The organism is Pseudozobellia thermophila (assembly GCF_900141855.1).
In the GTDB taxonomy this organism is placed as follows: domain Bacteria; phylum Bacteroidota; class Bacteroidia; order Flavobacteriales; family Flavobacteriaceae; genus Pseudozobellia; species Pseudozobellia thermophila.
In genome coordinates this window covers 262,850-275,868 of record NZ_FQYU01000006.1, presented here as the reverse complement: position 1 = coordinate 275,868, position 13,019 = coordinate 262,850, and the positions used below count along the sequence as shown (strand labels likewise).

General features: G+C 44.8%; 9 protein-coding genes and 1 pseudogene. 1 reads left to right on the top strand and 9 read right to left on the bottom strand.

The features are described from left to right. The 3 genes and pseudogenes from BUB37_RS15580 to BUB37_RS15570 all read right to left on the bottom strand — a co-directional run. Positions 1-640, bottom strand: a pseudogene (locus BUB37_RS15580) (hypothetical protein); the annotation flags it as partial. A gap of 11 nt (positions 641-651) precedes the next feature. After that, on the bottom strand, positions 652-1,143 hold the full coding sequence (locus BUB37_RS15575; protein ID WP_072994744.1) for a conjugal transfer protein TraO: 492 nt from the start codon (positions 1,141-1,143) through the stop codon (positions 652-654). 47 nt (positions 1,144-1,190) lie between these two features. Beyond that, complete coding sequence (locus BUB37_RS15570) at positions 1,191-2,219, bottom strand: DUF4138 domain-containing protein (RefSeq protein WP_072994743.1); 1,029 nt, start codon at positions 2,217-2,219, stop codon at positions 1,191-1,193. Between the two features lie 329 nt (positions 2,220-2,548). On the opposite strand from BUB37_RS15570, the gene BUB37_RS21805 reads away from it, so the two are divergent. Then, complete coding sequence (locus BUB37_RS21805) at positions 2,549-2,734, top strand: hypothetical protein (protein WP_072994742.1); 186 nt, start codon at positions 2,549-2,551, stop codon at positions 2,732-2,734. Between the two features lie 44 nt (positions 2,735-2,778). On the opposite strand, the gene BUB37_RS15560 is transcribed toward BUB37_RS21805, so the two are convergent. The 6 genes from BUB37_RS15560 to BUB37_RS15535 form a co-directional block, all read right to left on the bottom strand. Next, positions 2,779-4,350 carry a sulfatase family protein gene (locus tag BUB37_RS15560; protein WP_072994741.1) on the bottom strand — a complete coding sequence of 524 codons (1,572 nt, stop codon included), beginning with the start codon at positions 4,348-4,350 and terminating at the stop codon, positions 2,779-2,781. Between the two features lie 59 nt (positions 4,351-4,409). Beyond that, positions 4,410-5,951, bottom strand: a complete 1,542-nt coding sequence (locus BUB37_RS15555; RefSeq protein ID WP_072994740.1) for a sulfatase family protein — start codon at positions 5,949-5,951, stop codon at positions 4,410-4,412. Positions 5,952-5,981: 30 nt separating this feature from the next. Continuing rightward, positions 5,982-7,487, bottom strand: a complete 1,506-nt coding sequence (locus BUB37_RS15550) for a RagB/SusD family nutrient uptake outer membrane protein (RefSeq protein ID WP_072994739.1) — start codon at positions 7,485-7,487, stop codon at positions 5,982-5,984. Positions 7,488-7,500: 13 nt separating this feature from the next. After that, complete coding sequence (locus BUB37_RS15545) at positions 7,501-10,863, bottom strand: SusC/RagA family TonB-linked outer membrane protein (protein ID WP_094766755.1); 3,363 nt, start codon at positions 10,861-10,863, stop codon at positions 7,501-7,503. A gap of 92 nt (positions 10,864-10,955) precedes the next feature. Continuing rightward, positions 10,956-12,098, bottom strand: coding sequence for a FecR family protein (locus BUB37_RS15540; RefSeq protein WP_072994737.1), 1,143 nt, complete (start codon positions 12,096-12,098; stop codon positions 10,956-10,958). Between the two features lie 124 nt (positions 12,099-12,222). Beyond that, on the bottom strand, positions 12,223-12,786 hold the full coding sequence (locus BUB37_RS15535; protein WP_072994736.1) for an RNA polymerase sigma factor: 564 nt from the start codon (positions 12,784-12,786) through the stop codon (positions 12,223-12,225). Positions 12,787-13,019 lie beyond the last annotated feature (233 nt).

Here is a 13,019-nt window from a genome sequence, read left to right as displayed (position 1 = left end):
GCGTATCCCCCGTAAAGACATATTGGTAGCTGCCAGGTACGATATCCACGTAACCGTCGAGCTCCACCCCGCCGCCGTCAACCTCGGTCAGCCCGCCCGAGCCTTCGGCTATACGGTAGCTCCGCTCGTAGGTCGTATCGGCCGTGCCGGCAGCCAAGGTCACCGTAACGCCCGTGCCCGTGCCGACAAGCACCTCGGTCCCAGAAACGGTGGCCGTCCATGTCGCCGGGACCTCGGTCAACTCATAGCCCAGTTCGAGCTCCTCGGTGAAACCGTAGGGGTCCTCGGCCACGAAGCGTACCCTATGGTCCCCCTCCTCGGACCCGATATAGACCAGTCCCTTGACAAGCCCGTCAAGGGCATAGGGCTTCCCCGACTCAAGCACCTCCCCCTGGCCGTCCTCGAAATGGCCCGCGCCCGATTCCACAGAATAGCTGAAGGTATAGGTATAGTCATCCATCACCTCCTCGGGCACCACGGCCAAGGTCGTGGGCAGCGATTCGCCCACATGACCCGCCTCCGTGTTCTCGCCCGACAGTACGAACTCAACCTCGGTCAAAAGCCCAACGTCCTTGGTGCAGGCAAACATGACGGCGACAAAAACCAGAGAATAAAATAGTTTGTGGTATTTTTTTTTCAAGGGGGGGGGGGTTATTTATTAAAATAATATCTAAATCCAAGCCCCGTATAATTGGTGAATTTGCCAAAATCACTATTGACATGATAAAACTCCGAGGTACGAATGACCAAGGATATATGCTCACTTACAATAATATCAAGATCTCCCGTTAGAACAGCTCCATAAATAATCTTACTTTTCCCGTTGACCGAAACGATGTTCGATACCTCCAACTCTCCGTTATTTACCATTTCATATCCTGCCAAGGCTCCACCTCCCAAGGAAAGTGCCTGCATTTTCCTATTTCTACTATAAACCGTTACGAAATAGGAATAACTTGCCGTAAAACTCGAATAAGGAATGGACTTTATACCCAATTCGTAGTTCGCAATCGACACATTTAAAGCCAATTGCGTAAAAGTATCTTCACTAAGGTTGGAGTTAAAGGTCACTTCCCCTCCGTAGCCGTCACCAAAAATGCCGCCAGAGACCGAGAAAGTATTGGTATAACTTTGCCCAATCATAAAAACGGGGATGCAAAGAAGTATGACGAAAGATATTTCTCTAATATTCAATTGGAAGGAAAATTTACTTGTTTATTATCTAACGGAAGTATGACCATGTTGTCAGTATCTTTTTCTGCCAAGGCAACATAAATTAACTCCTTGCTACTTAATTTAAATTTTTCGAACACATATACGATCTCATTGACACTTGCCGGATCAAGGGATTCCTGTAGGTTAAAGGTATATTTGGGCTTCATGATTTTTTGCAATTGCCCAACACCCGTCTTTTTAAAGAAACTAACCCCGTCTATATGATATTCACGCCTAGAGTTATTTTCAATCTGCAGCACAAAGTAAATTTCTTCCCTGTCTACCAGAATATTGTTCAATTTTAAGACAATTCTTTTGTTTTGCCTGAAACTTCTTTTAAAAACCGTTTTTTGCAAGTAATTGTTTTCACAAAAAATCCGATAGTATTCTTCCCTGTCAACGTCATATAAATCTTGTTCAACCCCTGCCTCCCCATCATCCGAAAATTCCATCGATTCAAGTTTAGGGCTATTTTCTTGATCTATTCCATTTTTATCTGAAAAAGTAGGAGTTTTTTCTTCAACCACCACATCTTCGGGCACTTCGAGAACTTCTTGCCCCCTTGGCGGCCCAAATTTCCCATCGACCGAAACCGTGTCCTGAAAATTTGTAGCGGTTTCCGGAACCTTTTCTTTTGGACTTACAGGCCCTTGGTCCAATTTTCCTACCGCTTGTCCCGGTAAAAGGATATAATTGAACTTCTCCACATTCTCCGAATAAATCAAGTTAAAAGAAAAGATATGGCCATTTTCGGTTATTACGGTGAGGTTGCTATTTCTTCCCCTTCTCCCCTGCAGCGTTCCTAAATTGGCACTTTCGTCATAGGTAAATTTGAAGTTTACTGCCGGGTCAACGATTTTAACCACCTTAGCCGGGAAAAACAGGCTCACGGTACTGTTGTCATTGCACGCCACCGCCAATGGAGTTTGGGCCATGATGGTAGAATTGCCGACAAGCAGGAAGCAACCGATGAATATGATAGAAAAGATCGGGGGTACCTTCATACGTAAAGAAAGTTTAATATTCCCTATGGTTTTTTACCTACAAAAAAAGAAGGTTTATTAAAACACTGAAATACAAAAATATCAATAAATGCAGATTCCCCAAGAAATTATCGTCGAAAGGGAAGGCTTATGGGTTGACCCTTCCGAACAATTGAAGGACAGGTAGAACAAATACGTGGCATCAACCCAGAAAATACGCAATTCAATGACTTTGCAATTTAAATTTCCCGTTGCTTTTCAGTGCCCGAACGCACTTTTCGATAACCCTAATTTGAATAATAATGGACAAGTAACGGATGAAGTCCCTGTGTATGCCCCGAAACTTTTCAATGCCCAGCGCAAAGGTCGTGGACTTGCTTAGAAAAACGATAGCGTCCCATGCCAAACCTTTGGCCCTCAACAACACCCCTGGGGTCCGTACGAGAAAAAATCGACCCACCAATTACCTGCAAAACCAAAAGGGAAGCGAAAAAAAGAATACGTTAAAAGATGGTATTGATAAAAAGGGGCAATAGCAACTATTACCCCTTTTCGACTAACTAATAACTCAACGAAATTATCATTTTATAGGCCGATTGGAACGGTCTATCGAATAGCCTTTCCCCCTATATTCACCCAATAATTGACGCATAACCTCAATTTTTTCAGGATATCTAGCAAACAAATTCATACGTTGTTCCGGGTCTGATTTTACATCAAACAACAACCCCTCAGTTTTGAAATTTTCATAGTTTCTTAATTTTTTGAATCCGTCAGGCATCTTGGTGTGTTCTCCGGATGGACCATCGATGTAAAGCCAATTATCTTTACGTAAAGCCCAAATATTTTCATAGGTATTGTGCACCATTGCTTCCCTAAGGGGAGAGTTATATCTTTCCCCAAGGAAAACCGGCAATAGGTTATAACTATCGGGGGCCGCTTCTTGGGGTAATTCACTTTTTGTAATTGCGGCCAATGTGGCCATAATATCAACTTGGGAAATTAGTTCGTCGGAAACCGCACCTGCCTCAATTTTTCCCGGCCATTTTACAATGAAGGGTATATGATGACCTCCTTCCCAAACATCCCGCTTCAATCCCCGGAAATTCCCCATGCTATAGTGGTTATATTTTTCGGCTCTTGCGAAAGCATATTTCTCCGGACCATTGTCAGAACTAAATATAACCAAGGTGTTTTCATCCAAACCTCGTGCTTTCAAAGCTTTTAACACTTGTCCCGCAACCCAATCGGTCTGCACCATATAATCGCCATAGCCGCCAGCTTCCGATTTACCGACAAACTCCTCATTCGGAATGATAGGTGCATGGGGCGAAGGCAAGGCAAAGTATAGGAAAAAAGGGGTAGCCCCTGATTGATTATTTATATATTCGACAACCTTTTTTGTAAGTGTGGGAAGAACTTCATAAGGGTTCCACCCCTCAACCATAGGACCAGGACGGAATTCCCAGTTCCCTTCTTTTGTCTCATGTCCACTGCTTTGAATATTTTGGTTCACCGTTGGAACCTTTAACACCCTGTCGTTCTCCACCCACACGTAAGGTGGAAAATTTATTGTTCCATCCCCAAAATAATAATCAAATCCACGGGCCAAGGGCCCACCTACAATTGGTCTACTCCAATCAATATCTTGTGATTGGTAGAATTTTATTTTCTTTCCACGTTGCATTTTTTCTCCTGAAGGTTCGTTCTTGAACTCCCAATCCCATCCTAAATGCCACTTCCCTATACATGCCGTGGTATAACCAGACCTTTGTAACATTTGCGGTAGGGTAAAATCATTATCATCAAAGAATGGCTCTCCGAATGATTGCACAATACCATGTTGTCGTCTCCAATGGTACGTGCCGGTCAATAATGCATAACGACTTGGGGAGCAAATCCCCGAAGAACTATGGGCATCGGTAAAACGCATGCCTTCCGATGCCAAACGATCCAGATTCGGAGTGGGTATCTTTGAAGTCGGATTTTGACAATTAAGGTCGCCATATCCCATATCATCGGCATAAATAATAACAATGTTTGGCCGTTTCGCCTCGATCCCAACCCCGTCGCGAACTTCCTTCTTGTTTTTGCAGGCAGCCATGAATAGAACCAGCAAAAAAATTATAGAGCGTTCAAGTATTATTTTCATGGAATGAATTTAATTTAGACACCTAAGAATTTGTTGAAATGACCTGGACATCTATACAATTATCTTTTGGCCCCCTCTAGGAGAGCCAAAAGCTCTCTCACCACCTCAGGATGTTCTTCATAACGATTATTTGTTTCCTTTGGATCTTCTTCCAAATTATACAAAGTTGCACCCGGCTGTCCTTCTTCGGGCTCGATCAAATCAGGTTTGGTAAAACCTCCCGACCCAAGGGATGTGGTAAGTTTCCATGGGCCTTTCCGTATGGCAAAAAAACCGTTTAAGGAATGGTGTACGGTATAATCCCGAATCTGATTTTTTGCCTTCCCGGTAAATGCGGGGAGCATATTATAGCTATCCTCTCCGGCCCCTTTAGACAAATCTTTCCCTATAATGCCAGCTAAGGTAGCGAGCAAATCTGTAGTGCACATCACTTGGTCGGAGACGCTCCCTGGTTCTATTTTTCCAGGCCAGCGCGCAATAAAAGGGATACGGTGCCCCCCTTCATAGATATCGGCTTTTTGCCCACGATAGATGTAGTTGGCACGGTGTGCATATTTTTCCTTGTCCTCCTTCGTCCAATTTGACCCATTATCGGAAGTCACTATAATCAGGGTGTTGTCGGCCTGCCCCGATTCTTCCAAAGCCTTAAGAACCTCACCTACCGTACGATCGACCAAAGTAACAAAATCGCCATACCGCCCCGCCTTTGATTTTCCGTTTACATCTTCTGTAGGCAACCATGGGGTATGGGGCGCCGTTAAGGGGAAATAGAGAAAAAACGGCTTTTCTGCTGGCTCCTGTTTCTTGATGAAGCCAGTAGCCTTTTTCGTTAGATGACCGAGCACATTGTAAAAATCAAAATTGGGGGCAACCTCCCCTGCCCGCCAAAAAACGCCCCTACCGTCTTTCTCCTGACTTTTCCCCGGGGTATAGGCCGTCGGCAACTCGGTGGCTCTCTCATTCTCGAGATATAGATAAGGCGTCATATCCAATGAAGCGGGAATGATATATGAATAATCAAACCCAAGCGTGTTAGGTCCGCTTACCCGTTTACTAAAATCGACGTTACTGTCGGCCCCTTCTTCAAAAACCCGGTCCCATTCATATTTCGCAATTGGTTTATCAGGGTTTTTAGGATGCCAACCGAGGCCCAAATGCCATTTTCCAATACAGGCTGTTCGATAACCGTTACCTCTCAAAAATGAAGCTACCGTTGTACGATTTTCTTCAATAAGGGGCGGGTCATATCCCCATAGAACCCCTTCCTTTAAACGGCTTCGCCATGCATACCTACCCGTTAAGACCCCATACCTTGTGGGCGTACAGACTGCAGAGTTGGAATGTGCGTCCGTAAAATATATGCCCTGTTCCACAATCTTATCCATATTCGGGGTTCTAATGCCCGATTTGGAATTAAGCGATGACAAATCTCCATATCCCATGTCATCGGCAAGAATATAGACGATATTGGGAGGGTCCATTGTCCGAACTGAATCCTTTTCTTTTCCCGAAGTCTTTGAGTTACAGGATGACAAGAAAAAAGACAAGCATAATGCGATCGACACCTTTTTTAAAATAGGATGGGCTAATTTATTTACCATAAAAATCTATTTAAACAGAACGCCGAAGATCTAATAGCCTGGATTTTGTTCTTGAATATTGGCATTGTTCGAGAATTCCACGAGGGGGATGGGATACAGGTAATAGGATTTTCCCGTAACGGGATGGGAAATCAACCGGTCAGAAGGAAAATTCAATTCCCCTTTAATATCCATCTGAAACTGAATGCGCTCCTCCAGAATACCCCATCTGTTCAGATCGAAATAACGTTTGGTCTCAAAAGCCAACTCCACCCTTCGTTCTTTTCTCAAGGCCGCTCTAAATTCTTCTTGAGAACTTAGAGTAGAGGCATTATGGGCCTCAAGGCCTGCATTGACGCGAACCTCATTTAACAAATCGAAAGCCTCACCATCGGCTATATACCCTATTTCGTTCAGGGCCTCCGCACGCATCAACAACACATCCGCATATCTAATAACAGGGTAGTTCCATGTACTTTGGCTTGGTGGTTGGTCTACTTCGTTAAGATATTTATTCACAAAAAGGAGGCTTCCTTTTGGTTGGTCGGGAAACAAGAAGTTATCCAGGCCATAATCGGCCAAAGTCACATCACGCCTTTTATCGCCTTCCTCGTATTCCTGTACAATTCCATTGCCCGAAGAAAGACTGCCTCCCTCACCATTCAGCCGGTCATCGGTGGGCAAGGTAGCGGCGCCTCCCTGCATGGCCTCGGGAGCAAAGGTATTTCGAAGGGTAGTAGTAGTTGCACCTGTTTCACCCCCATACTGCACCTCAAAAATAGAACCCGGGCCATTTTCACTTGATCCATTAAAATTATCGGCGTAGTTTTCGAGCAAACTGCCTTTACCAATAATGCCTTCGGTATTGGCAACGGCTTCGTCCCATTCCTCCAATTCCAAATTCACCTTTGCGAGCAAGGCCATGGCCGCATATTTGGTAGCCCTACCTACTTCCTTTCCACTACCCCCTTCATAAGATGGAGGCAATAAGGGAACGGCCTCATTCAGGTCCAATTTTATTTGTGCGTAGACCTCTTCGATCGAAGCCCTTGGCAATTCCGCATCCGATGGAGTTTTAATCTCATCGAGAATTAAGGGAACACCTCCATAGAGCCTTACCAAATTAAAGTAGTAAAAGGCGCGCATAAACTTACATTGGCCTTCAATCAACATTTTCATTTCTTCGCTGGAAAACTCCTCTATCAATGTCATTCTGTCCAAAACCGTATTTGCCCTGGTAATACCCTGATAGTGATCCTCCCAGGTTGTCTGAATCAGTCCAAAAGATTCGTCAATATTGAAAATATCCGATTCCGTTTCCTTTCGCCACGTCCAACCATCATCACTTGAACGACCGGCCAATTGAATCATGGCATTTTGAAAAATGGGTTGTAGCGGCTCGTAAACGCCATTAACACCTGTAATAAGCCCTTCCTCTGTGGCCAGAAGTTCTTCCAATGCTACTTGACCTTCGGGTTCTGGATCTAAAATATCACTGCAACCGAAGCTGGTGAAACCTAGTATAAATAGTCCGATATATTTTATGTAATTTTTCATCTTATCCTTTTTTTTAAAAACTAATTTTCACCCCTAAATTATATTGCCTCGTGTTTGGATAAGGGGTATAATCGATACCTGCAGAGAGTAGGCTTTCCCTACTTGAGGCTTCTGGGTCTAGACCGGTATATTTTGTAAAAGTCAAAAGATTGGTTCCCGAAAAGGTGAATTGCGTACTTTTTATAAAAGAATCCGCAAAAATTTTGCTCGGCAAATCATAAGAGAGTGCAATGTTCTTAACCCTCAAAAAACTCGCATCTTCCAAGAATCGGGTAGAAACCAAGGTGGCCAGCGTGGTAGTGGTTCCCCCTTGTGACGGCCGTGGTACTTCGGATGGGTTGTCCGGTGTCCAAAAATCGGAAGCTTCCTTAAAATTCTGCACAAAAGGCACCCCTCTTGAAAACAGGTTTCGAGCCGTATTATATAGTTTGTTACCTGTGGCAAAGTTCATAAAAATAGATAACGACAGGTTTTTATAGGAAAAGGTATTATCGAGCCCTCCAATAAGTTTTGGGTGAGGATTACCGACAAAAGTCCTATCACCCGCGTCCAACACGCCGTTACCATTCAAATCCTTATATCTGGGGTCGCCTGGAACGGCGTTAAACCATGTTGCAGCTTCGGCTTCTTCCCCAAGTTGCCATACACCATCATAGACATACATGTAAAAGGCCCCGACCGGGCGTCCTGCAACCGTTAAATTGGAAGGAAGGTTTGAAAGCGGAATATTCTGTCCGGGAATCTCTAGCGGCTCGCCCGCAGAATTTGTCCCTATATCGAGTACTTCATTTTTGTTATAGGCTATATTAAAATCCGTGGTCCACTTAAATTCCCCCACCAGGTTTCTTGAAGAAATTGCAAATTCGACTCCCTGGTTCTGTACCGACCCTATATTGACAATCGGCGCATTGGGAACTCCTGCCGTTAAGGGTATGGGGTTCTGAATCAATAAGTCTTCCGATTTCTTGTCGTAATAATCGATAGTACCGCTAATCCGGCTCTTAAACAGGGCAAAATCCAAACCTATATCCAATTGCTTGTTTGCCTCCCATTGCAACGAAGGGTTACCTATATTAGAAGCAGAGTTGCCCACAACGACCGTGTTTCCATAAACATACGGAGTAGGTGCCGCCTTCGTTATGAACTCAAAATTTCCAATATTTTGATTTCCGGTCAAACCATAACTGATCCTGAATTTTAAATCGTTCAACGTGGTGCTGTTCTTTAAAAAGTTTTCCTGGGAAATCCGCCAGGCAACCGATGCCGAAGGAAACGTTCCGTATCTTTTATCCGGTCCAAAACGGGAGGAACCGTCCCTTCTAATGGTTGCCGTCAAAAGGTACTTGTTGTCATACCCATAGTTTAATCTCGCAAAGGAAGATGCCAAACCACCTTGTACATTACTCCCCGTACTATTAAAACTGGTCTGGTTCGACAATTGGTTCAATGAATTATCGACAGTACCCGTACCTGAGGCAGTAGTTCGGCGCAATAAAAATTGTTGGGCCGAGACCCCTATCAAAAACTTTACACTTTGCTTGCCGAATTCCTTTGTATAGTCCAAGGTAGCATCGGCCACCCAATTGGTATCGTTGTTATTGCTAACCGTTACGGAGCCCTGGTTATTTATCATTCGTCCTATTTCATAGATAGGGTTGTAACCATACTCCTCTATTCGAACCAAATCACCACCAAAGTTGGTATTGAGGAATAGACCATCGACAAGTTTTATATTGGCTTGAAAGTTGCCTAGTAACCGGGTAGTGTTTCGTTCCCTAGTTGGCAGAAGCAATGGCACCAATGGGTTTTGGTTGGCCCCGAAATAAGGAGCTGAGGCCGTATTAACATTGGTCAATTCACCATCCTCATCATAAGGTCTAGTGTAACTGTGCTGGTAAGCAAATGCCCGATAACCTGTTGATCCCCAATCATCTCCATTCGCATAGTTCTCAGGTTGGTAGCTACCCGTAATATTGGTACTGATTTTAAGCCAATCGTTTACCCGGGTACTTAGATTGGTACGTATCGAATACGTCTTAAGATCAGTATTCAAAAGAGTTCCCGTCCTATTCTGGTAGGAGGCCGACGCCGAATACTGTGTATTTTCCGTGCCTCCGGAGTAGTTAATGTTATGTATTTGGCGAACTCCCGTACGTGTACCCAAATCTTGCCAGTCGGTATCAACCTGCCAGATAGGGTTTGTCGGATCATCATAAACCGCTGTACTTCTATTCGAATTCTTAAAGGCCTCTACAAAAAGTAACCTTTGTTCTTCGGTGCTCATCACATCGTACCGCTCTGAAATATGTTCGACACTTAAATCCGAACTATAGGTTAGTTGTGGCTTACCTACTTCTCCTTTCTTGGTGGTAATAATCACAACCCCGTTGGCCGCCCTGGCCCCATAGATAGCCGTAGCGGAAGCATCCTTTAAAATATCTATCGATGCAATATCCTTAGGGTTTATGGTAGAAAAACTCGCACTTATCAAAGGCACACCGTCAACCACTATCAACGGGTCGTTGCTTCCCGTAACCGAACCAACACCGCGTATGGCTATTTGAAATTTTCCATCCAAATCACCTCCGGATTGCCGTATTTGAACACCACTACTCCTCCCTTGTAATGCATCGGAAAAATTTGCGGTAGGCCTACTCTGTAATTTCTCTTCTGAAATATTGGAAACGGCACCTGTAATATCCGATTTTTTCTGCACGCCATATCCCACCACAACAACCTCGTCCAAACCGGCCGCACTCTCCTCCAGTACGATTTGAAGACGGGCCTGGCCGTTTACCGGGATTTCCTTACTGGCATAACCTATATAGGAAACCTCCAATACGGCGTTTTCGTCGGTTACCTCTATCGTGAAGTTCCCGTCGAAATCGGCAGTGACCCCATTGGTCGTACCCTTCTCGACGATATTGGCCCCGGGCAAGGGAATGCCCTCGGTATCCGAAACCGTCCCCGAAACCGTAAACCGGACTTCCTTCCTCTCCCGTTCCTTTGGGCGCTTTTTTAGCAATATGGACTTGTTGCCGGCAAACTGAAATTCAATGTCGGTCAGCTCGGCACATTTGTCCAAGAGCGCTCCGATCCGTATTTTTCCCTTATCGACCTTAATTTTGGGGCTGTTCGCAAAGAGATCCGACCGATAGATGAAGTTGTAATCGGTCTGCTTTTTAATTACCTCCAGGATTTCTTCGACCGATAAGGAGGTATCGGTGTCGAAACTGACCTTTTCATTCTGGGAAAAGCCCTTTTCCGACCCAAATCCGAACGATAGAATCGTAAAGAACAAGATGAAGATCCTCATAGTCAGTAATAGGGACTTTCTTAAAAGGCGAAGAATGCCCCCAAGTGGTTTAGTTTTCATAAATTTGAATGTTGGTTAATTTATTAATCGATATACATGGGGATGGAGGTTTAAATTTGTCAGATCTAGACTCCGTTCCCTTTTTTTTGTAATTACTTTATGGTGATGGTCTTTTGGTCGATTTCATAATCTACTTCATTGGTTTGTCGTATGATGTTTAAAATATCCTCGATGTCCTCGGCCCGCCTAAAAACCCCGTTAAAGGTCAGTTTTCTTAGTCCCTCTTCTTCAAAGCGCACGTCAAAGTCGTACCAACGCGAAAGCACCTCCATGATATCCTCCAAGGGCTTGTCCTTAAAACTGAAAAAACCGTTCTTCCACGATATCTCGTCGTATACATCGACTTCAACGACCGCGAGCTCTTCGGTGTCCCTTTCGAACCTGGACTGATATCCGGGCGACAAGTCCCGCTTTGTAGTTCCGTTTCCTACCTTTACCTTGCCCTCGACCAAAGTTGTCGAAATCTGCGGTTCTTCCCCATAGGCCTTGATATTGAACTGGGTGCCCAGCACCTCCACCTCGTGTTCGCCCGTCATCACGATAAATCGGGACCCCCCGTGGGCCGTACTTGGCGAGACCTCGAAATAGGCCTCCCCATATACCAATTCTACCTTTCTAGTCTCGCCCGGGGCAAAGGCCACAGGGTATTTCAACTTGGTCTTTGCGTTTACCCAAACCTTTGTCCCGTCGGACAATACCATATGGAATTGGCCTCCCCGGGGGATATCCAAGATATTTTGCGCAACGGTCTTCCCACCCTGGGCACCGTCATTGGCGTAGACCAATTCCTCTCCATTGCTCGAAACATTTCCCTTCTTGAATCGACGTCCCTTGTCAAGAACCACTTGGGTTCCGTCTTCCAAGGTAAGTACGGCCCTATCGCTACCCGCCTCGATCCTATCCCCTTCCGGCACAGACACCACCGACGGTACCGGGGCCATCGTCTTTTGGGTCGATTTCCTTGTGGCCCAGAAGGAAGCTAGGGCAAGTAATAGGGTAATGCCCGCAGCATACTTGAGATAACTTTTTTTTCTTCTTCTATCCTTGATTTTAGAAAAAACCTTGGCCCAGGCCTTGTCGTTTTCTATTTTTTTCGGGCCATCCCGATACGCCTGTTGCACCCGGTGAAAATAGTCCCTATGCTCGGGCGATTCTGCATACCACCTATCGAAAATCTCCGCTTCCGATTCACTTAGGGCATTCTCGATTTTCTTAATGATAAGCTTAAATTCCATGAGGGCGCAACACCGGCTTTTACCATTAAGACAAGCACTTAGTCAAAATGGGTGACAAAATTTTATTAAAATCACAAAATTCTTAATAAAAAAATGAGAGTATGCCATTTTAAAGGCTTTTGCGTTAAGTCCAAAAAAGAAGAACAAGCGTCAACATGAGCTCGGCGAACTTGGTCTTGGCCCTTTGAAGTTGTGTTTTAACCGTATTTACCGAAACGTCGAGTTCGTCGGCAATCTCTTGATAACGGTAGTGTCCCAAAAACCGCAACTCTACGATGGCCCTCATTTTTCGGGGCAACTTGTCCATTACCTGAAGTACTTGTCCGTAGAGCGGTTGTTTTTGCTCCTCCCCGAACTGCTCGGGTTCATAATACGCCATCAGGGCCCCAGGGTCTTCCAGTACTTTGGCCCGATCGCTGATCTTGTATTTCTTGAGATGGTTCAAACAGGCATTGCGTACCATGGCAAAGAGGTAGGCCCGTATATCGGTCTGCACATCCAGGGAACGGGACCTTTCCCAAAGGCGTATAAAAACCTCCTGCACCACATCCTCGCTTGCCGATTTCTCGTAAAGGTAACCATGGGCATAGACCACAAGCTCTTTGTACGTCGAATCGAACAACCTTTTAAAGGCCAAATGATTTCCGTTCCGTACTTCCGCAAAGCCGATTTCGACACGCTTGGACATTTGTTTGAAAATTGCTTACCTGTGTTTGGAATTACCTTATACCTATTTTAATGGCCATACCCTACTTTTTAGACAAGGTTGCATAGAGAATATACCCAGTTAACAAACTGAAAAATAAAATAAGTCTAATCAAGGATATAACGTTTTGCCCAGAAAAGCATCCTGTACTGTGCTGCCCTAGCCCTTGTGCTGCTTTATTCCATTTTCCCACGTGCCGAAATAGCCTTGTAAAG